The organism is Cloacibacterium normanense (genome assembly GCF_003860565.1).
Lineage (GTDB): Bacteria > Bacteroidota > Bacteroidia > Flavobacteriales > Weeksellaceae > Cloacibacterium > Cloacibacterium normanense.
The window spans coordinates 493,161-518,094 of record NZ_CP034157.1 but is presented as its reverse complement, the minus strand read 5'-3'; the positions used below and the strand labels follow the sequence as shown (position 1 = coordinate 518,094).

General features: G+C 33.4%; 24 protein-coding genes. 11 read left to right on the top strand and 13 right to left on the bottom strand.

The window, feature by feature from the left end:
* Positions 1-21: 21 nt before the first annotated feature.
* Positions 22-537 carry a TlpA family protein disulfide reductase gene (locus EB819_RS02525; protein ID WP_069797635.1) on the top strand — a complete coding sequence of 172 codons (516 nt, stop codon included), beginning with the start codon at positions 22-24 and terminating at the stop codon, positions 535-537.
* Between the two features lie 34 nt (positions 538-571).
* Here the strand turns inward: EB819_RS02525 and EB819_RS02520 are convergent, their stop codons facing one another.
* A complete protein-coding gene (locus tag EB819_RS02520) occupies positions 572-1,225 on the bottom strand; it encodes a DUF2461 domain-containing protein (protein ID WP_069797633.1) in 654 nt (217 codons plus the stop codon).
* Positions 1,226-1,486: 261 nt separating this feature from the next.
* Between EB819_RS02520 and EB819_RS02515 the strand changes: the two genes are divergently transcribed.
* From EB819_RS02515 to EB819_RS02480, 8 genes are all read left to right on the top strand, one after another.
* Positions 1,487-3,199 (top strand): DEAD/DEAH box helicase, encoded by a 1,713-nt coding sequence (locus EB819_RS02515; RefSeq protein ID WP_069797631.1) that lies wholly within the window; start codon positions 1,487-1,489, stop codon positions 3,197-3,199.
* A gap of 185 nt (positions 3,200-3,384) precedes the next feature.
* Positions 3,385-4,107, top strand: a complete 723-nt coding sequence (locus tag EB819_RS02510) for a DUF2490 domain-containing protein (protein ID WP_074650938.1) — start codon at positions 3,385-3,387, stop codon at positions 4,105-4,107.
* Between the two features lie 89 nt (positions 4,108-4,196).
* Positions 4,197-4,835, top strand: coding sequence for a DUF47 domain-containing protein (locus EB819_RS02505; protein ID WP_069797627.1), 639 nt, complete (start codon positions 4,197-4,199; stop codon positions 4,833-4,835).
* A gap of 34 nt (positions 4,836-4,869) precedes the next feature.
* Positions 4,870-6,012, top strand: coding sequence for an inorganic phosphate transporter (locus EB819_RS02500; RefSeq protein WP_069797625.1), 1,143 nt, complete (start codon positions 4,870-4,872; stop codon positions 6,010-6,012).
* Between the two features lie 101 nt (positions 6,013-6,113).
* On the top strand, positions 6,114-7,085 hold the full coding sequence (locus tag EB819_RS02495) for a polyprenyl synthetase family protein (RefSeq protein WP_069797623.1): 972 nt from the start codon (positions 6,114-6,116) through the stop codon (positions 7,083-7,085).
* Position 7,086: 1 nt separating this feature from the next.
* Positions 7,087-8,037 (top strand): GSCFA domain-containing protein, encoded by a 951-nt coding sequence (locus tag EB819_RS02490; protein WP_069797621.1) that lies wholly within the window; start codon positions 7,087-7,089, stop codon positions 8,035-8,037.
* Between the two features lie 40 nt (positions 8,038-8,077).
* Positions 8,078-8,587: a GNAT family N-acetyltransferase gene (locus EB819_RS02485; RefSeq protein ID WP_069797619.1), complete on the top strand. Its 510-nt coding sequence runs from the start codon at positions 8,078-8,080 to the stop codon at positions 8,585-8,587.
* Between the two features lie 160 nt (positions 8,588-8,747).
* On the top strand, positions 8,748-9,512 hold the full coding sequence (locus EB819_RS02480) for a TatD family hydrolase (protein WP_069797617.1): 765 nt from the start codon (positions 8,748-8,750) through the stop codon (positions 9,510-9,512).
* 92 nt (positions 9,513-9,604) lie between these two features.
* Here EB819_RS02480 and EB819_RS02475 read toward each other — a convergent pair whose 3' ends face one another.
* From EB819_RS02475 to polA, 12 genes are all read right to left on the bottom strand, one after another.
* Complete coding sequence (locus EB819_RS02475) at positions 9,605-10,855, bottom strand: DEAD/DEAH box helicase (protein ID WP_069797615.1); 1,251 nt, start codon at positions 10,853-10,855, stop codon at positions 9,605-9,607.
* A gap of 196 nt (positions 10,856-11,051) precedes the next feature.
* A complete protein-coding gene (obgE, locus tag EB819_RS02470) occupies positions 11,052-12,035 on the bottom strand; it encodes a GTPase ObgE (RefSeq protein ID WP_069797613.1) in 984 nt (327 codons plus the stop codon).
* 86 nt (positions 12,036-12,121) lie between these two features.
* The gene (locus tag EB819_RS02465; RefSeq protein WP_069797720.1) at positions 12,122-12,700 is read right to left on the bottom strand and encodes an adenylate kinase; all 579 of its coding nucleotides are present in this window, start codon (positions 12,698-12,700) and stop codon (positions 12,122-12,124) included.
* A 68-nt stretch (positions 12,701-12,768) separates the two neighbouring features.
* Positions 12,769-13,146: a four helix bundle protein gene (locus tag EB819_RS02460; protein WP_069797611.1), complete on the bottom strand. Its 378-nt coding sequence runs from the start codon at positions 13,144-13,146 to the stop codon at positions 12,769-12,771.
* 52 nt (positions 13,147-13,198) lie between these two features.
* On the bottom strand, positions 13,199-13,753 hold the full coding sequence (gene hpt, locus EB819_RS02455) for a hypoxanthine phosphoribosyltransferase (RefSeq protein WP_069797609.1): 555 nt from the start codon (positions 13,751-13,753) through the stop codon (positions 13,199-13,201).
* Between the two features lie 273 nt (positions 13,754-14,026).
* Positions 14,027-15,511 carry a lipopolysaccharide biosynthesis protein gene (locus tag EB819_RS02450; protein ID WP_069797607.1) on the bottom strand — a complete coding sequence of 495 codons (1,485 nt, stop codon included), beginning with the start codon at positions 15,509-15,511 and terminating at the stop codon, positions 14,027-14,029.
* 20 nt (positions 15,512-15,531) lie between these two features.
* On the bottom strand, positions 15,532-16,326 hold the full coding sequence (locus EB819_RS02445) for an FkbM family methyltransferase (RefSeq protein WP_069797605.1): 795 nt from the start codon (positions 16,324-16,326) through the stop codon (positions 15,532-15,534).
* A 7-nt stretch (positions 16,327-16,333) separates the two neighbouring features.
* Positions 16,334-17,383, bottom strand: a complete 1,050-nt coding sequence (locus EB819_RS02440) for a hypothetical protein (protein WP_069797602.1) — start codon at positions 17,381-17,383, stop codon at positions 16,334-16,336.
* A gap of 3 nt (positions 17,384-17,386) precedes the next feature.
* Complete coding sequence (locus EB819_RS02435) at positions 17,387-19,063, bottom strand: amidohydrolase (protein WP_069797600.1); 1,677 nt, start codon at positions 19,061-19,063, stop codon at positions 17,387-17,389.
* A 3-nt stretch (positions 19,064-19,066) separates the two neighbouring features.
* On the bottom strand, positions 19,067-19,999 hold the full coding sequence (locus EB819_RS02430; protein WP_069797598.1) for a glycosyltransferase family 2 protein: 933 nt from the start codon (positions 19,997-19,999) through the stop codon (positions 19,067-19,069).
* Positions 20,000-20,002: 3 nt separating this feature from the next.
* Positions 20,003-20,272, bottom strand: a complete 270-nt coding sequence (locus tag EB819_RS02425; RefSeq protein ID WP_069797596.1) for a YciI family protein — start codon at positions 20,270-20,272, stop codon at positions 20,003-20,005.
* A gap of 464 nt (positions 20,273-20,736) precedes the next feature.
* Positions 20,737-23,577: a DNA polymerase I gene (gene polA, locus EB819_RS02420; protein WP_069797594.1), complete on the bottom strand. Its 2,841-nt coding sequence runs from the start codon at positions 23,575-23,577 to the stop codon at positions 20,737-20,739.
* 114 nt (positions 23,578-23,691) lie between these two features.
* Between polA and EB819_RS02415 the strand changes: the two genes are divergently transcribed.
* Together EB819_RS02415 and EB819_RS02410 are read left to right on the top strand one after the other, a co-directional pair.
* Positions 23,692-24,471: a HipA family kinase gene (locus EB819_RS02415; protein WP_069797593.1), complete on the top strand. Its 780-nt coding sequence runs from the start codon at positions 23,692-23,694 to the stop codon at positions 24,469-24,471.
* Positions 24,458-24,841, top strand: a complete 384-nt coding sequence (locus EB819_RS02410; RefSeq protein WP_069797591.1) for a DUF3037 domain-containing protein — start codon at positions 24,458-24,460, stop codon at positions 24,839-24,841. Before EB819_RS02415 ends, EB819_RS02410 begins: the two co-directional genes overlap by 14 nt.
* Positions 24,842-24,934: the final 93 nt, after the last annotated feature.

Sequence of the window (24,934 nt, the reverse complement as noted above, 5' to 3'; positions counted from 1 at the left end):
TAAAATTCTGTTTTAAAAAATATGAAAAAGTTTATCCTATTGTTTGCGCTTCTTATCTTTGCTTGGGGAGTCTCGCAACAAGTTCCAAAAGTTTTGAAAACCAAATTTTCTAAAGAAGCTTTGGCTCAAAAAGTAACCGATATTAATGGTAAAACCATCAGTATTTCTAAAATTTTAGACCAAAATAAAGGAAAAATTGTTGTAATCGATTTATGGGCAAGTTGGTGTAGAGATTGTCTAAAAGCAATGCCAAAAGCTAAGGAATTAGAAGATAAAAATCCGAATGTAAAGTTTATTTTCCTTTCTCTAGACCGAAACGAAGAAGCTTGGAAAAAGGGATTAGAAAAACATGAAATGACTCAAAAAGAAAATTATTGGTTTCATGTAGGTTGGAAAAATGATTTTAATAATTACATAGACCTCAACTGGATTCCGAGATACTTAATTGTCAATCAAAAATCTGGAATTGCTAAATATTATGCGATTTCTCCAGAAGATCCAGAAATTCAGAAAACAATAGATGAGTTATCAAAATAAAAAAAGTCAGAGCTTATAAACTCTGACTTTTTCTTTATATAAAAGGCGTTTGTAAAAAATCATTGAGCGGCTTCATGGCTTTGAAAATTTTAGCAAATTCCTTAACCGCATTTTCACTGAGCAATTGCTCATCAGAGACGGGATGCGTTACGATAAAATGCTTGAGTTTTAAATATTCAGCCATTTTATCATCTTTTTCAAAACCTTGAGGCACTTTTTTCAGTTTATCTTCTACACTTAATCCACGAAAATAATTTCTGAATTCATCTTGTTCTAAAATCGCTTTGAACTCGTCACCAAAAGCAGAAATTTCTTGTCTTATCGTCTTTAAAACTGATGGTTCTGGCATATAAACACCACCTGCCAAAAAAGATTTTCCGGGTTCTATATGCAAATAATATCCTGAAATTTTATTGCCTTTACCCATTCCTAAACCCGCTCCGAAATTGGTTTTATAAGGTGTTTTATCTTTAGAAAACCTAGTGTCTCTATAAATTCTAAAAACAGATTTTTTAGCCTCTAGTTTTCCCATTTCTTCATCAAAATCCGCCATTTCTTCTATTAATTTCTCCACAAAAGAAATCACATCTTGTTGCGCTTCTTGATAAAGCGTTTTATTATCATTAAACCATTCTCTATTGTTATTCTTTTCTAAATTTCTAAGAAATTGAAGGGTGGATGATTGCATACTGTAATTTATTTTTTCAAAATTAATGAATTTCTCAGAAACCTTTCGCTCCTACGGAGCTCAATTTAACAACAAATCATTTTTCTACAAACCTTTTGCTCTTAAAGAGCAAAAATTTTAATTTCTATCAACACTCTTCCTCTTCCATCATCCATCACCCAACATTCAAAGCACATTAAAAAATCCCCAATAAAACCCTATTTTTTTTATTAAAAATAAAATCACTATCTTTGCAACTTAATTATTATAGACGATCTTTAAATGAATTTATTTACGGAATCCAATTTAAGTCCTGATTTATTGAAGGCAATTGGCGAACTCGGCTACGAACAGCCGACAGAAATCCAGAAACAGACTATTCCTTTTATCCTTTCGGATACTCGCGATCTCATCGCACTTGCGGCAACAGGAACAGGCAAAACAGCAGCATTTTCGCTTCCGATTCTGGATATGATAGACGACGCAAGTCGTAAAATCCAGTTATTAGTGCTTTGCCCTACTCGTGAACTTTGCCTTCAGATTACCAAAGACATTAAAAACTATACAAAATACCTTCCTAACCTAAAAACTACCGCAGTTTATGGAGGAAGCAGTATTACAGACCAAATTCGTTCACTTCGTGAGAAACCACAGATTATTGTAGGAACTCCAGGACGTGTAATTGATTTAATTGGTAGAAAAGCTTTAGATTTTTCAGAAATCCATTGGCTCGTTTTAGACGAAGCTGATGAAATGCTTTCTATGGGTTTCAAAGATGATTTGGAAACTATTTTAAACGAAACTCCTTCTGAAAAACAAACGTTACTTTTCTCTGCTACGATGAGCAAAGAGGTAGAACGTATTACCAAAAATTATTTGACCAATCCACACAGAATTTCTGTAGGTTCTATTAATGAAGTTAAGAAAAACATTAAGCACGAATATTATGTGGTAGGCTACAGACAGAAAAAAGAAGCTCTAAAAAGATTATTGGATGCTAATCCTAATCAATATTCTATTATTTTCTGTAGAACAAGAATGGAAACTCAGGAAGTTGCAGATTTCTTGATGCAAAATGCTTATGCAGCAGATGCACTTCACGGTGATTTATCTCAAGCGCAGAGAGATACGGTAATGAAAAAATTCCGTTTGAAAAACATTGACATTTTGGTTGCAACAGACGTAGCAGCTAGAGGTTTAGATGTAAATTCTCTTACGCACGTTATTCACTACTCGCTTCCAGATGATCCAGAAGTTTTCGTACATAGAAGTGGTAGAACTGGTAGAGCTGGTAAAGATGGTATTTCTATGTCTTTAATTAAACCTGAAGAATCTAGAAAACTAAAACAAATTAAACTTTCTACAAAAATTGAAATTGTAGAGAAGAAAATTCCAACGGGTGAAGAGATCATCAAAGCTCAAGTAGAAGGTGTTTTTGAAAAGTTATTTACAGAACACGAAGAGCTTTTCACTTTTGACGACAGCCTTATCCCTGATTTATCTGCATTCTCTAAAGAAGAATTGGTTCACCAGTTGCTTCAACTTCAGCTAAGAGATTTAGCGCTTTTCTATAAAGACAAACAAGATTTGGCAGACCAAAAATTATCTAATGACAGAGATGACAGAGGCAGTAGAAGAGATCGTGACCGTGATAGAGGAAGAGGAAGAGACAGAGACAGAGGAGACAGAAGCGAAAGACGTTCGGACAGAGACGGAGGAAGAGAAAGAGGTGGAAAACCAAAACGCAGAAACGAAAACATGACCAGATTTTTCTTTAACCTTGGTAAAAGAGATAATCTAAAGAAAATGGACATGCTAGAAATCATCAATAAAGCTACGGCTAAATCTAAAAAACGTGCAGACATAGGTGATATAGAAATTCTAGAAAAATTCTCATTCTTCGAAGTTGAAAAATCTTTTAAAGACGAAGTTCTAAAAGGTTTACAAACACAGAAATTCAAAGGAAAAGATATGCGCGCCGAAGTGGCCAACTAATTTTTTCTTACATAACATAAAAACGTTACTTTTTCGGTAGCGTTTTTTTATTTTGTGTACATTTGTATAGAGATAAAACTTTTAAAGTTATGGTAAACATTTATTTTATATGTTAATTTAACATTACCGTAACATTAATTTTCTTTATTATGATTAGCTTCGCAACACTCAAAAAAAGCATTCTAATGATACGCAAATTTTGCATTATCTTCATTTTTACTTTTGCTATTTTCGCAAAATCTCAAACCAATAGTTCAGAACATCTTTCTGGTTTTGCAGTAGTTTCACTCAATTACAAACATAGTCCAAAATGGAATGCTTACTTAGAATTACAAGAACGTTCGATAGAAGATTTTAGCAAACCCGATTATTACGAAATCAAAGGAGGAATAGGTTATAATCTTGATAAAAGCAACCAATTTTTCGTAGGTTTAGGAAGATACGCAACCTACAAAGAAAGCAGAATTGCCAATGAAGAATTCAGAATTTGGTTACAGCACACTTATTCCATTAATTTAGATAAATTAAAGATTGACAATAGAATACGTCTCGAAAAACGTTTCTTTCATAACGCAATTACAGACGTAAACACCAATGACGAAAGATACAGATTCAGAACTGCATTAACACTGCCTCTTAACAGTGATAAAATGGCTCCAAAAACCATTTTTGCGAATGCTTTTGACGAGCTTTTCATTGGTCCAAATGGAGATTTATTTAAGAGAAATAGAATTTTCGGAGGTGTAGGATATGTATTTAATTCAAGCGTTTCTACCAATCTAGGCTATATGTGGCAAAGAGAACTTAGTCCTAACCTTAGAAGCTTACATTTCTTGTATTTAGCATTTAATTTCACCTTAGACAGAGCTAAACTCGGGCATCACGAACCTTACAACGTAGCAGATTAAGTTAATGTTAATAAAACTTAACAAAACTGTAACCTTCGCACCACATTTTTTTCAGAAATTTGCAACAAATTATAATTAAATATAAAACAATGGGAATTGGAAACATTTTCAGAGCATTTCAACCAAAAGACAAAATTTTCTTTGTATTGTTTGAACAAGTAGCAGATAAATTGATAGACATGTCAAAAGAATTTCACGAAGGAATTAAAGATTTTGACATCAATGATGATACTTTGTTAAAAAAAATGAGTGATTACGAACATCAAATGGATGATCTTACTCACGAAATTTTTGTGCAATTAGGTGAAAACTTCATCACTCCTTTTGACAGAGAAGATATTAATTATCTTGCAGCTGGTTTAGATGACATCGCAGATTATTTATTTGCTTCAGCTAAATACATCTATTTATACAAGAGCCCTGAAGTAAAACAATATTCAGAGCTTTCTTTATTGATTTACAAATCTTGTGTAGAAATTCAAAACGCAATTAAAAACTTAAAAGAGTTTGCAAATCCTAAAGAAGTTAAAGAATCTTGCATCAAAATAAATTCTTTCGAAAACATTGCAGATGATGTACTAAGTCAAGGAATTGTAGATGTTTTTGAAAGCAATGACCCTATCAAAATCATTAAAGTAAAATCAGTTTTAGAATATCTAGAAATCGTAACTGATAAAGCGGAAGACGTAGCCAATACCATTGAAAACATTGTTATTAAATACGCATAAATCTATTTTCATTAACCTTAAAAATTTATAGAGAATGGATTTTCCCTTACTATTAATCATCATTATTGCACTTGCATTAATTTTTGATTTTATCAACGGTTTCCACGATGCCGCGAATTCTATTGCAACCATAGTTTCTACTAAAGTATTATCGCCGTTTCAGGCAGTATTATGGGCTGCATTTTGGAATTTTGTTGCATTTTTCTTTGCAGCATACGTCATCGGAGAATTTAAAATCGGTAATACCATCGCCAAAACAGTAAATGAAAATTACATTACCTTAGAAGTAATTTTTTCAGGATTGATTGCGGCTATCGCTTGGAATTTATTAACCTGGTGGTTTGGTATTCCTTCATCATCATCACACACACTTATTGGTGGTTTCTTAGGTGCTGCTCTTATGCATGCTTTAGTTTTAGATTACAATGCAGTAGCTCTAGCTCATCCAGACTTTACCATCATTGAAAAATTAAAACTTGCTTTTTCGGAACTTTTTACACAGAATGTGGTTAAATATGAAAAGGTAATTCCTATCTTTTTATTCATCTTCTTAGCACCAATTATCGGGATGATTGTTTCGGTAATCATTACTTTAATCATTGTGTATTTTTCTAAGAAATCTAATCCTCACAAAGCTGATCAACAATTTAAAAAATGGCAGTTGTTTTCTTCTGCACTTTTCAGTTTAGGTCACGGATTAAATGACGCTCAAAAAGTAATGGGAATCATAGGTGCTGCAGTTATTTATTACCACGTAAATATGATTGGTGGTACAGATGTATATGCCACTATGGAAAGTGCTGATCGTTTTAATCACTTCACCACAGATTACATTTGGGTACCATTTGTATCTTTCTTGGCCATCGGTTTAGGAACAATGAGTGGTGGTTGGAAAATTGTAAAAACCATGGGTACTAGAATTACTAAAGTGACTCCATTAGAAGGTGTAAGTGCTGAAACAGCTGGTGCTATTACCTTATTCCTTACCGATCACCTTGGTATTCCTGTATCTACTACACACACCATTACAGGTTCTATTATTGGTGTAGGACTTACCAAAAGAGTTTCTGCAGTAAGATGGGGAGTTACCATCAGTTTACTTTGGGCATGGATAATTACTATTCCTATCAGTGCAGTTATTGCAGCATTATGCTATCTTGGTGTAATCGCTTTATAAAAAATAATATTTTTAAAATAATATTAAAACTACTTGTCTTTACAAGTAGTTTTTCTTTTTTTTAAACCTTAAGAATTGTATTTTTGTAAAAATTAACATGTATGGAATTCATAGACAGATATCAAGAAATAGTTGCCAAAGCAATTGAAAAACACTCCTTCAAAAATAAGCCAACCGAACTTTACGAACCCATGAATTACATCATTTCTCATGGCGGAAAAAGATTAAGACCTATCATGGTTCTTATGGCTAACGAACTTTTTGGTGGAAATATTGAAAAAGCCATCAAACCCGCTCTTGCCATAGAGTTTTTCCATAATTTTACACTCATTCATGATGATATTATGGATGAAGCACCACTGAGAAGAGGAAAACCTACCATTCATACTTTACACGGAATTAATATCGGCATCCTTTCTGGCGATGCATTACTGATAAAAGCTTACCAATTTTTTGAAGATTTAGAACCAGAACTTTTCAAAGAATGTATTAAAATTTTCTCTGAAACAGGTGCTGTTCTTTGTGAAGGTCAACAAATGGATGTGAACTTCGAAACGATGGAAAACGTAACCTATGATGATTACATAGAAATGATTACCAACAAAACAGGAGTTCTAAGTGCCGCTTCATTCCAAATTGGAGCACTCATTGCTGGTGCTAAAAAAGAAGACGCAGAACTTCTTTATAATTTCGGAAAACACATTGGTATTGCGTTCCAAATTATGGATGATTATTTAGATGTTTTCGGTAATGTAGAGCAATTCGGTAAAAAACACGCTGGTGATATTTATGAAAACAAAAAAACCGTGCTTTATCTTCTTGCGATGGAACATGCCAATGAAGCAGAGAAAAAAGAACTCGATTTTTGGTATTCTAAAAAAACTGAAAATGTAGACAAAATCTACAGCGTAGAGAAAATTTTCAGAAGAAATAAAGTAGACGAAAAAGTACTTAGACTGATTCAAAAACACAACGAAATAGGTCACGATTTCTTAAAAAAAATAGACGCACCAGAAGAAAAGAAAAAACCTTTCATGGAATTGGCTAATTATTTATTGAGAAGAAACTCTTAAAATGAAATTCAGAACAGAAGTCCATATTCCTATTTCTGAAAAGAAAATCCTTTTAACCGACAGCATTTTTTCTGTCGGTTCTTGCTTTGCTGCAGAAATGTCTCAACTGCTCAAAAACGGACAAATGCAAACGCTTTGCAATCCTTTTGGAACGATTTTCAACCCATTTTCGTTGAATATCGCCATCCAAAATCTACACGATTGCAAAAAGTACAAGGAAGAAGATTTAATCCTCTATAATCAAGAGTACATTTCGCTGAATCATCACACTTCTTTCAACAGTTTTTATGCACATAAAACCCTAGAAAGAATCAATCAAAACATAGAAACAGGAAATCAATTTCTACAAAAAACCAATTGGGTGATAATCACCTACGGAACTTCATTTATCTATGAATTTTTGCCTAAAAATCAATTGGTGGCGAACTGTCATAAAATTCCGCAAAAGTTCTTTCTAAAAAGACTTTTAACTGATGAAGAATTGAAAAATTCCATCACAGAAACCCTAGAAAATCTGAAAGATATTTGCGAAAATGACGTTCAGATTCTATTTACGGTTTCACCAGTTCGACATACCAAAGATGGAATCACCGAAAATCAATTAAGTAAATCTAAGCTGATTTGTGCGCTTCATGAAACACTTCCCCATTTCAAAAACTGTCATTATTTACCGATTTACGAAATCATGATGGACGATTTGCGTGATTACAGATTTTACAAAGAAGACTTAATTCATCCTAATCAACAAGCGATTCAGTACATTTGGGAAAAATTCGGGAATGCTTATTTTTCAGAAGAAGTAAAAGATTTCATAACTGAAAACTACAAAATAAAAGCAGCACTAGAACACCGCCCAAATGACGAAAAATCTCCAAAATATTTGGAATTTTTAGAAAAATTAAAAGAAAAAATAGCACTTCAACAACAGAAAGTGAAGCATAAGATATTTTAATTTATATCAATACTAACGGGCTTTAGCCAAAACCTAAAATATGAAAATCAGAAAAATCAATATTGACGATTTAGAAACGCTTAGAAATCTCAGCATTCAAACCTTCAAGGAAACCTTTGAAGAAGTGAATACAGAAGAAGACATGCAAAAATATTTGGATGAAAATCTGAGCATTAAAAAGCTAAAATCTGAGTTAGAAAAACCAAATTCTGAGTTTTATTTCGCTGAAAATAATGGTGAGATTTTGGGTTACTTAAAACTGAATTTCAAAGATGCTCAAACCGAAAAATTAGAAGAAAACCATTTCGAAATTGAAAGAATTTATGTTTTAAAAGCGTTTTTAGGTCAAAAAATCGGACAAATTCTCTATGACAAAGCCATAGAAATCGGAAGAGAAAAGAATTTAGAATATGTTTGGCTTGGTGTTTGGGAAGAAAACCACAGAGCTATAAAATTTTACAAAAAAAATGGTTTTGAAATCTTCGGAAAACATGACTTTGTTCTCGGAGAAGACGTACAAACAGACTTACTCATGAAAATGAAAATATAAATTCATGTTTGTCATTCTGAATAGAGCATAGCATAATCAAATAAAAAGTGAAACTTTAAATGAAGATTACGAACGAAGTTCAGAAGAATCTATTAACAAGAGATTCTTCACTCCATTTTATTTCGTTCAGAATGACAGAATACAAATAAATTTGTAAATAATGATTGACACACATACACACTTATATTCAGAAGAATTTGATGAAGACAGAACAGAAATGATAAAACGCGCCATTAATAAGGGCGTAACAGAGTTTTACCTTCCTGCCATCGATTCAGAATTTCATGAAAAAATGCTTCAATTAGAAGCAGAATTTCCCAATCAAATTTTCGCAATGATGGGGCTGCATCCTTGTTATGTAAAACCAGAAACTTGGGAAAAAGAATTAGAAATTGTAGAAAATTATTTGAATCAAAGAAGTTTCCCAGCCATTGGTGAAATCGGAATTGATTTATACTGGGACAAAACTACGCTTGACATTCAGATAAAAGCTTTTGAAAAACAGATAGATTGGGCAATTGAAAGAGATTTACCTATTGTCATTCATACCAGAGAAAGTTTTGATGAAACTTTCGAGGTTTTAGAACGTAAAAAACACCCGAAATTAAGAGGTATTTTCCATTGTTTTTCTGGAAATTTAGAACAAGCAAAACATGCAATAGATTTAAATTTCCTTCTCGGAATTGGTGGCGTTGTTACGTTTAAAAATGGTAAAATCGACCAATTTTTACATGAAATTCCTTTAGAAAAAATTGTTCTGGAAACAGATTCGCCTTATTTGGCACCAGTTCCGCACCGTGGCAAAAGAAATGAAAGTTCTTACCTGGATTTGGTCGTTGGAAAACTCGTCAATATTTACAATAAAGATTTTGCAGAAATTGATAGAATCACTACCGAAAACGCACATCGTATTTTCGGGAGATGATTTTGCCACAAATGCACAAATATTTTTTCTACTCTATAAAATTAAAACACCACGAATGCATAAAAGATTAGTGCATTCGTGGCATTTTTACTTTATTTCTTTCTATAGAAAACCTTCTTTTTCGGTTTTTTAAAGTTAATGTCTTCTTTTTTCTGAGGCTTAGGTTTAGGAACAAAAGGTTTGTTATTAGAATCTCTTTTTTGCTCAACTAATTTTTCAGGATGAAAAGGGTGATCTTTCACCACAGGAATTTTCTTACCAATGAGTTTTTCGGTGTTTCTTAAATTCACTAAATCCAGACCATCTACAAACGAAATAGAAGTACCTTCTGTTCCCGCTCTTCCCGTTCTACCAATTCGGTGAACATAAGTCTCAGAAACGTCTGAAAGCTCGAAATTAATCACATATTTTAAATCGTCAATGTCAATTCCTCTTGCAGCAATATCAGTCGCCACCAAAACTCTTGTTTTCTTGTTTTTAAAATTACTTAAAGCGTTTTGTCTGGCGTTTTGAGATTTATTTCCGTGAATGGCTTCAGCAGAAATATTGCTTTTATGGAGTTTTCTGGCGATTTTATCAGAACCGTGTTTTGTTCTGGCGAAAACCAATACTTGGTCTAACTTTTCGTCTTGAAGAATGTGTGTCAACAAATCTAATTTGTCGTCTTTTTCTACAAAATAAATCGATTGATTAATCGTGTCAGCAGTTGAAGAAACAGGCGCAACTTCTACTTTCACAGGATTATGAAGCATAGAATTCGCCAATTCCTGAATTTCTTTAGGAAAAGTCGCTGAGAAAAACAAAGTTTGTCTTTTCGGCGGAAGCAACTTCACTACTCTTTTCACATCGTGAACAAAACCCATATCGAGCATTCTATCTGCTTCATCCAAAACAAAAATTTCTAAATTTTTGAGCGAAATAATGCCTTGATTAATGAAATCAAGTAATCTTCCTGGAGTGGCTACCAAAATATCTACACCTTTTTTCAGCGCTTGTTCTTGAGCGCCTTGTTTTACGCCTCCAAAAATCACCAAAGTTTTTAGCGGCAAATGTCTTCCGTAAGCTTTGAAACTTTCTTCAATTTGAATCGCTAATTCTCTGGTTGGTGTAAGAATTAAAGCCTTAATTTGATGGTTTTTGGTGTTTTTATGATAAAGATTTTGCAAAATAGGAATGGCAAATGCTGCGGTTTTTCCGGTTCCTGTTTGAGCTGTTCCTAATAAGTCTTTGCCTTCTAATAAATGTGGAATCGCTTGTGATTGAATAGGTGTTGGTTTTTCATAACCTTCTTGGGTAAGCGCATCAAGGATAGGCTTAATCAATTGTAAATCTGTAAATAACAAATGTTTAAATTTTAAAAATGTGTGCGGGCGAAGTATTTTACTTCAACATTTTTTGCTCAAAAAATCTGTGAATATTTACAGATTTTTGAAAAAGTATCTTCTACTTTGGCTAAAGAATGCCGCGAATAATGGGACAAAGATAGTCTTTTAGAAATAAATGAAAAAAGCGCTCAAAAATGAACGCTTTCTTTATTTTTTATCCGTGTAATTTTTTCCAGATTACATCTTTCAGTTCTACCAAACCTTCTTGCGTAACTCCTGAAAAGAAAAGCGGTTTCAGTTTTTCTGGAAACTCTGCGGCGATTTCTTTTTTCAATTCATCATCTAGCAAATCAGATTTAGAAATAGAAACGATAATGTCTTTATCTATTAATTCTGGATTGTATTCTTCTAATTCGTTCAGTAGAATTTGATATTCTTTGTAATGATCTTCAGAATCTGCAGGAATCATAAAAAGCAAGATAGAGTTTCGCTCAATATGTCTTAAAAATCTATGACCAAGGCCTTTTCCTTCTGCAGCTCCTTCAATAATTCCGGGAATATCTGCCATTACAAAAGACTTGAAATTTCTGTATTCTACAATTCCTAAATTGGGAGTCAATGTAGTAAAAGCGTAATCTGCAATTTTTGGTTTTGCCGCAGATACAGCAGCTAAAAGTGTAGATTTTCCAGCATTTGGAAAGCCTACCAATCCTACATCTGCTAAAATTTTGAGTTCAAAAACCACATAACCTTCTTCTCCAGGCATTCCTGGTTGTGCATATCGCGGAGTTTGATTGGTAGAAGATTTAAAATGTTCATTTCCAAGACCTCCCATTCCTCCTTTCATGATGATGATTTCTTGACCATCTTCCATGATTTCACCAATAATCTCGCCTTCTTCATTTTTGGCAATGGTACCAATAGGAACATTAATGTAAACATCTGCTCCATAAGCTCCAGTCAATTGGTTTTTACCACCATTTTCGCCGCGTTCTGCCTTTACATGACGCGTATAACGAAGTGGAAGCAATGTCCATTCCTGAGCATTTCCTCTCATAATAACATGTCCTCCTCTTCCTCCATCGCCACCATCAGGTCCACCTTTGGGAATGTATTTTTCTCTACGAAGGTGCGCAGAACCTGCACCACCGTGACCTGATTTACAATGTATTTTTACGTAATCTACAAAATTGCTCATGTTTTATAAGAATTTAGGGTTTAGGATTTAGGATTTAGTTTTTTTGAAATTTCAATGCTATTTCCTAAATCCTATTACCTAAAAATCTATTTTATTTTTTCTACTTCGGCAAAAAGTTTTTCAGAGATTTCAGAGATTTCTCCTACTCCATTAATTTCTACATATTTGCCTTGTTGTTTATATAACTCTGCTACTTCAGCAGTTTTAGTATAATATTCTTCTATTCTGTGTCTGATGATGCTTTCTTCACTATCATCTACTCTGCCAGAAGTTTCACCTCTTTTTACTAATCTTTGCACTAAGATTTCATCTTCTACGATAAGTGAAAGACATACAGAAATTTCTGAATTTAATTGTTCTTTTACAATTTGGTCTAAAACTTCAGTTTGGTAAGAAGTTCTTGGGAAACCATCGAAAATAAAACCATTAGTATCTGTAGGTTTTTTAAGCTCATCTACTAACATATCAATGGTTACTTGGTCTGGAACCAATTCTCCTTTGTCAATATAATATTTAGCCAATTTTCCTAATTCCGTATCATTTTTCATGTTAAAACGGAACAAATCACCTGTAGAAATTTGTTTAAGGTTAAATTTTTCAATTAGGTTTTGTGCTTGGGTTCCTTTACCACTTCCTGGAGGACCGAATAGAACGATGTTTATCATTTTTAGCATTCGGCAATCTGCTTTTAGCTTTCAGCTTTGCAATGCCAATTTTTTTTGGTTAATACTATTTATCTATTTTTCTTTTTATTGATATCTTCTTCAATTTTGAGAATTAGTTTTGAGATTTTCATTTTTAATTCTTCTGCTTTTGGAGTTAATTCTAAAAATTTATCTTCTGATATATAATTCAAATCTTTTGAGAGCAAAAGTATATATTCTACTTCAAATGCAGAACCAGATGCATTTCTCAAAAATCTTTTAAAATCTTCATCACTTCCTCTACCACAACCTTCTACTATATTTATTCCTATAGAACTTGATGCTCTTCTAATCTGCGATGTAAGCCCAAATATTTCTTCTTTTGGAAAACTTTCAGTTATTCTATAAACTTCTAAAGTCAATAAATGACTCAATTTCCAAATATCATATTTTTTATAATCACGCATTTTGATTATTAGTTTTTTTTGCTGATTGCTGATTGCAGAAAGCTGACTGCAATCAATGATTTATTCTACCATCTTCTAATTGGTACAAATCTGGTAAGTTTCTTCCTAATTCATCATAATCTAATCCATAACCCAACACGAATTTATTAGGAATTTCTTTGGCTACGTAATCTATCGGGAATCTGTTTTTGAAAACTTCTGGCTTCATTAAAAGTGAAGCTACTTTTAGCGATTTCGGACGCTGCGTATTTTTAAAATATTCGAATAGACTTTCTAGAGTATTACCTGTATCTACAATATCTTCCATCAGGATAATATGTCTGCCTTCTACATCTTTAGTTAAATCCATTTTTTTGTAAACGATACCAGTAGATTGTGTACCAGTGTATGAACTTACTTGTAAAAATGCAATTTCGCATTTGCCAGGATAATATTTCAGAAAATCTGAAAAAAACATAATTACCCCATTTAGAACTCCTACAAAAACAGGAACTTCGTCTTTATAATCTTCGTAAACTTTAAGGGCTAATTCTTTGATAACCTCTTGCAGCTCGTTGTGCTTAAGATAAGGAACGAAAGTCTTGTCGTGAATTTTTACGCTTTCCATAAATATTTAAGTATGTGCAAATTTACGTTTTTTTTATGAATTTTATCAGTAAAATTGGTTAAATGGTATATGTTTTTGCAATAGGGATAGTAATGAAAATCCTTTTTATAAATTTTTTGTGAAACAATAATCTGGGAAAATTTATAAAAAGATTGTAATGGATAGCCCGGCTTTTTCTTGCTTTGGCAAAAGTAGAGGCAGAAAAAGATTGCCCTGAATATTTACGATTTTAGATTTGGGATTGGGGATTTGGGATTGGGGATTTGGGATTTTTTAAAACTTAAAAAGTGACTTTAGAAAATCTTTGGTTAAAAATTTATCTAAAGGATAAATTCTCATAAAGTGATTCCCTACAAAGAAAATGATGAGAACCAAAGCTGGTTTGTATACCAAATTCAAAAAACTATTTGAAAAATTAGGCAAAACAATCGCCAAAGAAATGGCTAAAGTTGCTAAAATCACGCTGTACAACATCTCTATCGTAAAAGGATAAACCTTGAATTGATAGTAGTTGAACGCAATTTTGGTCAAGTTAAATATCGTCAATGAAACGGCGTAAGAAATAGAAATTCCCAGAATTCCTAAACTGGTTTTATTGATGAAATAAAAGTTGAGACTCGTGGTAAGAACCGCCAAAAACAACATCACATAAATATTAAATCGATAAAATTTTGACATGGAAATAATGTGACTGTTAAAACCTGTTGCCAATTCAAACAACAGTGCAAAACCAATTACCCAAACTAGCGGTTGCGCTTCCAGTAATAATTTTCCAGATTTTGGCATGAAATCCGTGAGGTAAGGATAACCAACTGCGATACAAGAAAATAGCACCAAACCTAGAAAAAACAAACTCAGTGAGGTTTTTTTATAGTAAACATCAAGGTCTTTAATGGTGTCATCAGCAAAATGTTTACTGATAATGGGCGCAGAAATATTATACAATCCCATTGATGGAATGCTGATGAGTTGCACCACCGAAAAAACCGTGCTGTAAATTCCGTTTTCTTCGAAAGAAAGCTTTTCCCCAATCATATAATTGGAAATATTCAGTGCTAAGAAACTTCCTAAATTTCCTAAAAATCCATAAAAACTATAATTCAGGATTTCTTTCCAAAGTTTGTCTTTTTTAACAAAATCTGTACTGAAATCTGGCTCTATTTTTTCTAATTTATTGGTATACAAAACATAACCAATCAATCCGAGCACAAAAACGCCTAAGAAAAATGCGTAAGAGATTTTTTCAGAAGTTCCTAAGAAAAAGAACAGACAAAACGCTCCAAGATTGGCTAATTTTGGGAAAATATTTTCAAAAATATTCGGAACAACGATTCTTTTGAAATTAGAAATATATCGGTTAAAAACTGCGGAAAGCGACATCACCAAAACCATTGGCAAAATCAATCGTTTCATATCCCATAACTCAGAATCTTCTTGAAACGAAGAAAAAATATAGAAAAAAGCAAAAAATCCGAGTAAAAAAATCAAGAAATTAATCCCAACACCAACTAAAGAAAGGCTAAAAAGATTTTGATGTTTCCCTTCTTCTTTGGCTTTCCCAAAAAAATAAACATTAGAATAACTCAACCCGAAAACCACAAAAGGAACCAACATTAAAGTAGCCGATAAAACGAAACGCAGTTTTCCGTAGAAAACCATATCAAACGGAAATATGAAAATAGCAGAAATAGTTCCTAGTAAAAAACCAAGGTATCCTATGATAGAATATTTAAAACTTTGTCTGGCTACTACGCTCATAAATCAGGTTAAGGCAAAGGTTAAGATTGAGGAATAAATATAATATTGTTAACGTAATTTTCGTAATCTTTTACAAAGATAGCATTTTGAGATTTGATAAACTCTTCTGTCAGTCTTTTCAATTCAAAAGTATTTCTCTCTAAATAATGCGCTTCAAAACCCCAATTTTCCACTTCTGAAATCAAGTTCCAAACAGGTTCTTGGTGATGACGCTGTTCCATTTCTACCATTACCGTTGGTTTAAATTTCAAAATTGTTTCCTTCGCTCCGAAAAGCGTTTTCATCTCGTTTCCTTCTACATCTATTTTGATGAAATCTACTTTTTCTAATTTTTGAATTGGGTTAAAATCATCTAGTTTTACCACTTTCACCTTTTGAATAATGGTTTTTTCTTCGTTTTCTTCTCTGAAATCAGTCTGCAAAGTTCCTCTGGAATTCAGTTTTTCACCTTTCAAAACTGGAATTTTAAATTCTGCCACCGTATTTTCGTCTGACAAAGCCACCGAAAACAATTTAACCTTCGGAAATAGCCTTTTCAATCTTCTGTTCAAAGATTTATTCGGTTCAAAAGCATAAATATTTTGAGGAAAAAGATGATATTCTAATTGATAAATAAAATGTCCCACGTTTGCGCCAACATCTATAAAAACGGCATCTTTCGGAAGAAATTCGGTCAACCAAAGCAATTCTGGTTCTACTTTTCTGGAAATAATATTTTCGCGAGAAAGTTGATTCTGCTTCTTAAAAAACCTCTGTTTGTACAACTGAGGAATGATATATTGTGACGCTTCTGTGAGAAGTTGATAGAATTTCATGAATGAATTATAAGAGTGCAAAAATAGTTTTTTCTAGTTCTTGTAGGACTTTTTCTTTGCTAAATTCTGAAAAATCTACATCTTTTTTGGTAAATAGAAAATCTCCTAGACTTCCTTTTTCTGGAATAATAAAAGAATATTTTGAAGGATAATCTTCTGGAAAAACTGCCAATTTTCCGAATTTAACAGCATCGCCAATGTTTCCACTCATTTTAGTTATTCCATAGATTTCTTTTTGACTGAAAAATTCCGTTTCTTGTTGAATCGAACACCACAAAACATCTGCTTTTTGCATATAATCATCAAAAACATCTTGTGGAACTTTTTCTTTGAAATATTTTATTGAAATATTTTCTGGTTTTGATTGTTCAAAATCTTGAAGCATTTCTAACTCTTTTCCAGAGGCTTTTCCTAAAAATATAATTTCGAAAGGAAAATGAAATTTTATAATTGACTTCAATACCTTTTCATAATCTCTTCTTTTTTGTGAAACCGCACCTGGAATGACAATAGTATAAGTTTCATTTTTAGGTTTTTCTAAAAATTTGGTGTAAAAAATCGGTAAGAATTTATATTTGTCAGGCTGAGCGGAGTCGAAGCCTCGGTCTAAAACCAAAAGATTTTTTGCTTTTTCATAAACTTTTGACTTCCTCAACAAACCTTCTTTCAACAATAATTTCAAACGAAATTGAAAATCTTCTTTGAAAACAGAACTCAACAAATCAAAGTTTGAAGCCTTCACAAAATTCAAATTATGACAAATAATAGAAGTATTAAATTTCTCCGCAACTTCCTCAAAAACATTGAAATAGCGATGAACTGTTCCGATGATAATGAGTTGATAGTTGTCGGTTGATAGTTGTTGGATAAGATTTTCTGGAGTTGCTTTTTTGATATTTTCAGGCAATTTGTCATTCTGAGCGAAGCCGAAGAATCTCAGAATTTTTTCACTGAAATAATAATCCACAGAAAATGCTTTGGAATCTTGAATCAATTCCATAAAATTCAGCGCAATTTCTGCGTGAGTATCGAGTTCTATGTAAGCGATTTTTTTCAAAAATTAATAGCTTTGTTTTTTTATCTTTTTATCTGTCACTATTATATTATCCATATCAAAATTAAAATAAACTTGTTTCCCATCAACCCAAGTCTCCCAAACTTTAGTTTTCAAAATATCTCTTTCATCAATATTCATTAAATCTTGGTTCAAAATAATAAAATCTGCATTTTTTCCTACTTCTAAACTTCCTCTTTCTTTCTCTTGAAACACCGATTTTGCCGCCCAAATTGTCATTCCGCGCAAGGTTTGTTCTCTGGTTAAAGCATTTTCTTTTTGGAAACCATTTTCAGGATAATTCTGCGCATCTTTTCTGGCAACCGAAGCCAAAAACGTTTTAAACGGATTGATGTCTTCCACAGGAAAATCAGTTCCCAATGCAACCCAACCGTTTTGTTTCAACAAATCTTGATAAGCATACGCTGTTTTTATACGTTCACTTCCCAATCTTTCTTCCGCCCAATACATGTCTGAAGTAGCATGAGTTGGCTGAACAGACGGAACAATATTGTATTTTCCAAAATATTGAAAATCAGCAGGATTTACAATTTGTGCATGTTCAATCCTCCATCTTTTATCGTTTTTACCTTTTAGAACATCACCATAAATTTTCAGAATTTCTCGGTTGGCAGAATCACCAATCGCGTGAGTACACATTTGCAAGTCACTCTTAACCAATTTTTTAGCTAAATTTTCAAAATGAGATTTTTCGCTTAATAGAAAACCTCTCCACTTTGGTTTATCGTGATAATCGCTGAGCAAACACGCACCTCTACTTCCCAAAGCTCCATCTGCATAAACTTTAAAACCGCCAACTGTGATTTTTCCTTTCGTGTATCGACCTTTTTTAGCCCATTTTTCGTAATAATCAGGATTGTCACTTAAAAGTGCAAAAACATTCATTTTCAACACTTTCTGCTGTTGAGATTTTTCTAAAAGCGACAAAGTATGTTCAGAAATTCCGCAATCATGAAGCGAAGTTAAACCGAAAGCAAAGCATTCTTTTTGCAACTCCCCGAAATATTTGATAGCCAAATCATCTTCAATCTCTGGAATCACTTTTTCTACCAAATCCATCGCATTATCAACTAAAATCCCAGTTAATTTTCCGTTTTTTTGTTCAATATCTCCACCCAAAATTTTAGTTTCGGTTGTAATTTTGGCCAAATCCAAGGCTTTTTGATTAGCGATTGCAGCGTGACCGTCAACTCTTTTTAGATAAACCGGACGATTAGGAAACAATTCATCTAGTTTTTCTTTGGTTGGATATTCTTTTACCGCCCAATCATTCTGATCCCAACCTCTTCCGTACAACCAAAATTTAGGAGCTGTTTCACTGTATTTTTTGATTTTTTCTACAATTTCTTCCCAAGATTTAGTGCCAACCAAATCACTTTTCCAACGGTCTGTTGCATAACCTGTAAAATGGCAATGTGCATCTATAAAACCCGGATAAATGGGCTTTTGTTGAGCATCAATTTTTTGAGTAGCGGTATAATTTTTTAGAATTTCTTTTCCTCCAATTGCTACAATTTTCCCTTTGGAAATCGCCATGACTTCAGCAATCTCAAAGTTTTGATTTACCGTATAAATTTTAGCATTGTAAACAATTAAATCTGCTTTTTTTTGTGCGGAAAACAATCCAAAGAATAGTAAAAAGAGTATTTGTAGATTTTTCATATTTTATGATTTCATAATTTTTTTAAACATTTCATTCCATCTCAAATTTCTGATAAATGCAATTTCTTCATTGGTTAAAATCCTTTCATTTTTTTGATTTAAAAAAGATTTCATGGTGATAAAAAACTCAGAAATCGATTTATTTTTCAAAGAAGATTTTGCCGAAGAAATAGCAGCTAATGGAAAATTAAGCCCAATATTGTAAAAATATTCTCCCAATTTTTGGGCTTTTTGAGATTTGTATTTATAGGCAGTTGGACGAAGATGTTTCACCCAAAGTTCTTGAAGTGTTACTGTTTCAAATCCGTGCATTTTACAAAGCATCACATCTATATTATCCCAACCGAGAACCGCTCTCAATCCATTCATTTTCTGGAAAAGTTCTTTTCGGTAAGACTTTATAGGACCACGAACGTGATTTTTGGAAGATAAGTTTTCGAAAGTCCATTCATTTTGATTGGTAAAATCGTGAAGTTGTGAAGTTGTAAAGTCTTTTTTGTCAGGCTGAGCGGAGTCGAAGCCTTTTTTAATATAAACCAAACCAGAAACCATTCCTGCTTTTGGATTTTTTTCGTAAACTTCGTTGATTTTTTCTAAATAATTGTCAGGGAAAATAATATCTGCATCGAATTTACAAACCACATCAAAATTTTCTAAATTTTCGGTTTCTAAACCTTTATTGAAGGTTCTCACGACTTTTGCGCCGGGTTGATGTTCGGATTTTTCTAAATTTAAAACTTTGAAACTTAACGCTTCGACTCCGCTCAGCGTGACACTTTTAATAAAATTTTCTACAATTTCTTGAGTTTTATCCGTAGAACCATCGTTCACAATGACGCATTTAAAATCCTGAAACGTCTGATTTTTCAGCGATTCTAAACACGGAAGTATGTTCTCTTCTTCGTTGTGAGCGGGAATTACAATAAGAAACTTCATGGATTACATTAATTCGTCATGCCATTCTTTAATAATTACTTTCGAGACCAAACCTGTGGTTACAAAAGGGTCTCCTTTTACAAATTCTTCAGCAGATTCTCTATCTGTAAAAATCGCCATCGCTCCTTCTCCCGGAATTGCAAACGGACCAATTCCCAATATTTTTCCAGCTTTTACAAAGATTTCTTCATTGGCTTGATGCGCAGGAAAAACTTCCATCATTTTCTCCATAGTTGTATCTGGTGCGGTTTCGTAAAGGACAACTGTTTTCATATTTTTTTGATTAGTAATTCGTATTTTGGTATTTGGTATTTGGTATTTGGTATTTTTAAATTTTAGCTAAAGCCAATTGATTTTTTTATTTTTAAAACGGGCTAAAGCCCGTTCCTATTGAAACTAATACTTGTTATTGGAATAAATTCAAAACCTCAAATTATCTGTCGTTCCTACGGAACTTCCTTTCAAAATCTACATTTTTTTCTACAAACCTTTTGCTTCTACGAAGCAAAAACATCTTTTAAACTCTAATGTTTGGAATAAATTCCAAATCTTAAAAATCTATCGTTCCTACGGAACTTCCTTTCAAATTCTATATTTTTTCTACAAACCTTTTGCTTCTACGAAGCAATTTTTTAAAAATAAATTTTGATTTTTTAGAAAAGCAACTTCTCCAATTCTCCAACTCTACCACTCTCTAACTCTACCATTCTCTAACTCTACCATTCTCCCTCTCAAAATCAATGCGCTTCCAACCAATTTTCACCCACGCCAACTTCCACCAATAAAGGAACTTCAGTTTTGTAGGCATTTTCCATATTTTCTTTAATCAGTTTTTTGGCGGTTTCTACTTCATTTTCTGGTGCTTCAAAAACCAATTCGTCATGCACTTGCAAGAGCATTTTGGTTTTCAGATGTTCCTGTTCCAGAACTTCCTGAATTTTAATCATCGCCAATTTGATAATATCTGCAGCAGAACCTTGAATCGGTGCATTTACAGCATTTCTTTCGGCGTGACCTTTTACCACAAAATTATTAGAATTGATGTCTTGCAAATGGCGTTTTCTGCCCAAAATTGTTTCTACATATCCTAATTTTCTGGCTTTCGCAACTTGTTCTGCCATAAATTCTTTCAATTTAGGATAGGTTTCGTAGTAAGAATCGATGAGTTGTTTTGCTTCCGTTCGTGAAAGTCCAGTTTGCTCTGCCAAAGCAAAAGCACCTTGACCATAAATAATTCCAAAGTTCACAGTTTTAGCTTGTGAACGCTGCGTTTTTGTTACTTCTTCGATTGGGATTTTAAATAATTTTGCCGCAGTAGAAGCGTGAATATCTTCGCCATTTTGGAAGGCTTTAATCATGTTTTCTTCACCCGAAATTTCTGCAATCAAGCGCAATTCTATCTGAGAATAATCGGCAGAAATAAGTTTGTTTCCTTTATCTGCCACGAAAGCACCACGAATTTGTTGACCACGTAAAGTTCTAATCGGAATATTCTGTAAATTTGGGTTCAGAGAAGCCAATCTTCCTGTAGCAGCAGTAGTTTGCGAGAAATTGGTATGTACTCTTTTCGTGTCTTTGTCAATCTGATTCGGCAATGCGTCTACATACGTTGATTTCAATTTTTGGTAGGTTCTGTATTCTAAAATGTATTGTATAATTTCATGTTTAGAAGCCAATTTCTGCAAAATATCTTCCGAAGTAGCGTATTGACCGGTTTTGGTTTTTTTCGCTTTCGGGTCTAGTTTTAACTTTTCGAATAAAATTTCACCGAGTTGTTTCGGAGAATTCATGTTAAATTCTTCGCCACAGAGTTCAAAAATTTTGGTTTCAAGGTTTTTCAAGTCGTTTTCTAAATCCTTACTTTCTTGAATCAACCAACTTTCGTCTAAAGAAATTCCCGCAAATTCCATTTTAGCTAAAACGCGCATTAATGGCATTTCGATGTGGTAAAACAAATCTTCTACCCCTTCTTTTTTCAGTTGAGGCGCAAAAATTTCGTAGAGTTGAAACGTTACATCTGCATCTTCCGCAGCGTAATTGGTTTGTTCTTCTAACGAAACATCACGCAAAGTTCCTTGGTTTTTACCCTTTTTGCCAATTAAACTTTCAATAGAGACAGGCTTATAATTGAGGTAAATCTCTGAAAGATAATCCATTCCGTGTCTCCCGTCTGGATTTAGAAGATAATGGGCAATCATCGTGTCAAAAATCGCTCCTTCTACTTCCACACCGTAATGCTTCAGAACTTTATAATCAAATTTAAGATTATGAGCGATTTTTAAAATTTCTTTTTTCTCAAAAAACGGACGGAAAATTTCTAACGTTTTCTTCGCTTCTTCTTGGTTTTCAGAAATCGGAATGTAATAAGCCAATCCTTTTCTGTAACAAAAACTCATCCCGATGAGTTCGGTTTCCATTTCATTAAGCGAAGTCGTTTCTGTATCAAAACAAACTACTTTTTGTGCCAAAAGATTTTTGACTAAAATTTTCTGAGCTTTTTCGGTATCAATGTATTGATAAATTTTATCCGTAGTTTCGATATTGAGCGTAGTAGAAGTAGATTGTTCTAGCGCTTCGAAATCTGCGAAAAGGTCTAATTGTAGAGCATTCTGCTTTCCGCTTTCCGCATTCTGCGAGACTGGTTTTGAATCACTTTCATTCGCTGATTGCTGATTGCTGATTTCTGATTGCTCATGAAAAGCCCTATACAAATTCTCATACAACCTTCTGAATTCTATTTCGTCAAAAATCTCACGAACTTTTTCAAAATCTGGAATATCTAAATCGTATTGCTCCTGGTGAAATTCAACGGGAACGTCACAAATAATCGTTGCCAATTTTTTAGACAAAATCCCTCTTTCTGCAGAGTTTTCAACTTTTTCTTTGAGTTTTCCTTTTAGCTGGTCGGTGTTTGCCAAAAGATTTTCTATACTGCCAAATTCTTTCAAAAATTTCATGGCAGTTTTTTCGCCCACTCCTTCCAATCCTGGAATATTATCCACCGCATCTCCCATCATTGCCAGAAAATCGATGACTTGTTTTGGGTCTTCAATTTCGTATTTGGCTTTAACTTCTTCCACGCCTAAAATTTCTACATCGCCACCTTTTAAACCCGGTTTGTAGATTTTAATTTTATCGGTAACCAACTGCGCAAAATCCTTATCTGGCGTTACCATAAACGTGGTGTACCCTTCTTTTTCGGCTTTATTGGCAATCGTTCCTATCACGTCATCTGCTTCATAACCTTCTACTCCCAAAATTGGAATATGCATAGCTTCTAAAATCCTGTGAATGTATGGAACTGCGTTTTTTATCGCTTCTGGAGTGTCACTTCTGTTGGCTTTGTATTCTGTAAAATCTGCGGTTCTCACATTTTCTTTTCCTACATCAAAAACCACAGCCAAATGTGTAGGTTTTTCTCTTCTAATCAACTCAATTAATGAATTGGTAAATCCAAAAATAGCAGACGTATCAAAACCTTTAGAAGTTAATCTAGGATTTCTAATCAGGGCGTAATAACCGCGGAAAATCATCGCATAAGCATCGATGAGAAAAAGTCTTTTGTCAGAATTTGTCATAAAACAAAGGTAATAAAAAGAGCCAAGTAAAAAGAACCCAGTAAAAAGTTTTTTGGGCTGAAAGTTGGATGTATTTTCATCCAAATTTTATAAATAAATCGTATTTTTGGCTCAATGAAAGATTTGAATTTAAGGAACGTTACGGTAATGCGTTACATTCTTCCGCTTCGTGAAGGTGGAAGTCTACCTGCATTAGCAGAAGCGGATGATGATTTTAAATACGTTTTGAAATTTCGAGGTGCTGGTCACGGTGTTAAAATGCTGATTTCTGAACTTTTGGGCGGAAAAATTGCGGAAGTTTTAGGATTGAAAATTCCAGAATTGGTTTTTGCCAATCTCGATGTTGATTTTGGGAGAACAGAAGCCGATGAAGAAATTCAGGATTTATTGAAGTTTTCCGAAGGTCTTAACTTAGGTTTGCATTATCTTTCGGGAGCGATTGCCTACGATCCAAGTATGAAAATTGATGCACTTTTGGCTTCCAAAATTGTTTGGCTAGATGCGTTTATTACTAATATTGACCGTACTTTTAAGAATACTAATTTGCTTTGGTGGCACAAAGAACTTTGGGTGATTGATAATGGAGCTTCCTTCTACTTCCATCACTCTTGGCAAAATTTTGATACCGCTGCGAAAACACCTTTCAAATATGTAAAAGACCACGTTTTGCTTCCTCAAGCCAGCCAATTAGACGAAGCTGATGCCTTTGCAAAATCGGTTTTAAATGATGACGTTTTCAGAACGATTGTGAATTTAATTCCTGAAGATTGGTTGCAATGGAATGATGCCGATGAATCGCCAGAAGAAATAAGAGAAATTTATTTTAATTTCTTGAAAACCAGATTAGAACATTCAGAAATCTTTTTAAACGAAGCCAAAAATGCAAGAGGATAAAATTTACGAATACGCAGTCATAAGACTTGTTCCTAAGGTTGAAAGAGAAGAATTTTTCAACATAGGATTGGTGATGTTTTCTAAGAAAGAAAAATACATAAGAGTTGAATTTTATCTCTGTAAAGATAAATTCCAACTGATGCACAGCAAATTAGACTACGAAGAAGTTTTCAAAAATCTGGAAAACTTTCAAAAAGTTGCCAAAGGCGAAAAAGAAGGTGGGCCAATAGCTTTGCTAGATATTCCTGAACGTTTTCGTTGGCTCACTGCAGTAAGAAGCGCAGTCATTCAAACCTCAAGACCTCATCCTGGAAAATCTAAAGATCTTGACAAAACTTTTGAACGATTATTTGAAGAATTGGTGAAATAAAGTTTATGAATTTCACGCAAAGACTCGAAGATTTTTCGCAAAGAACAATTAGAAATTCTTATTAAAATAAAAACGTGCTTATTTGCACGTTTT

Coding starts and splice junctions, on each gene's coding strand:
- EB819_RS02445 (WP_069797605.1), bottom strand. CDS start 16,326: ATGAAATTCTATCAACTTCTCACAGAAGCGTCACAATATATCATTCCT.
- EB819_RS02505 (WP_069797627.1), top strand. CDS start 4,197: ATGGGAATTGGAAACATTTTCAGAGCATTTCAACCAAAAGACAAAATT.
- EB819_RS02485 (WP_069797619.1), top strand. CDS start 8,078: ATGAAAATCAGAAAAATCAATATTGACGATTTAGAAACGCTTAGAAAT.
- EB819_RS02410 (WP_069797591.1), top strand. CDS start 24,458: ATGCAAGAGGATAAAATTTACGAATACGCAGTCATAAGACTTGTTCCT.
- EB819_RS02450 (WP_069797607.1), bottom strand. CDS start 15,511: ATGAGCGTAGTAGCCAGACAAAGTTTTAAATATTCTATCATAGGATAC.
- EB819_RS02435 (WP_069797600.1), bottom strand. CDS start 19,063: ATGAAAAATCTACAAATACTCTTTTTACTATTCTTTGGATTGTTTTCC.
- EB819_RS02520 (WP_069797633.1), bottom strand. CDS start 1,225: ATGCAATCATCCACCCTTCAATTTCTTAGAAATTTAGAAAAGAATAAC.
- EB819_RS02490 (WP_069797621.1), top strand. CDS start 7,087: ATGAAATTCAGAACAGAAGTCCATATTCCTATTTCTGAAAAGAAAATC.
- EB819_RS02510 (WP_074650938.1), top strand. CDS start 3,385: ATGATACGCAAATTTTGCATTATCTTCATTTTTACTTTTGCTATTTTC.
- hpt (WP_069797609.1), bottom strand. CDS start 13,753: ATGGAAAGCGTAAAAATTCACGACAAGACTTTCGTTCCTTATCTTAAG.
- EB819_RS02430 (WP_069797598.1), bottom strand. CDS start 19,999: ATGAAGTTTCTTATTGTAATTCCCGCTCACAACGAAGAAGAGAACATA.
- obgE (WP_069797613.1), bottom strand. CDS start 12,035: ATGAGCAATTTTGTAGATTACGTAAAAATACATTGTAAATCAGGTCAC.
- EB819_RS02480 (WP_069797617.1), top strand. CDS start 8,748: ATGATTGACACACATACACACTTATATTCAGAAGAATTTGATGAAGAC.
- EB819_RS02525 (WP_069797635.1), top strand. CDS start 22: ATGAAAAAGTTTATCCTATTGTTTGCGCTTCTTATCTTTGCTTGGGGA.
- polA (WP_069797594.1), bottom strand. CDS start 23,577: ATGACAAATTCTGACAAAAGACTTTTTCTCATCGATGCTTATGCGATG.
- EB819_RS02425 (WP_069797596.1), bottom strand. CDS start 20,272: ATGAAAACAGTTGTCCTTTACGAAACCGCACCAGATACAACTATGGAG.
- EB819_RS02465 (WP_069797720.1), bottom strand. CDS start 12,700: ATGATAAACATCGTTCTATTCGGTCCTCCAGGAAGTGGTAAAGGAACC.
- EB819_RS02460 (WP_069797611.1), bottom strand. CDS start 13,146: ATGCGTGATTATAAAAAATATGATATTTGGAAATTGAGTCATTTATTG.
- EB819_RS02495 (WP_069797623.1), top strand. CDS start 6,114: ATGGAATTCATAGACAGATATCAAGAAATAGTTGCCAAAGCAATTGAA.
- EB819_RS02415 (WP_069797593.1), top strand. CDS start 23,692: ATGAAAGATTTGAATTTAAGGAACGTTACGGTAATGCGTTACATTCTT.
- EB819_RS02515 (WP_069797631.1), top strand. CDS start 1,487: ATGAATTTATTTACGGAATCCAATTTAAGTCCTGATTTATTGAAGGCA.
- EB819_RS02500 (WP_069797625.1), top strand. CDS start 4,870: ATGGATTTTCCCTTACTATTAATCATCATTATTGCACTTGCATTAATT.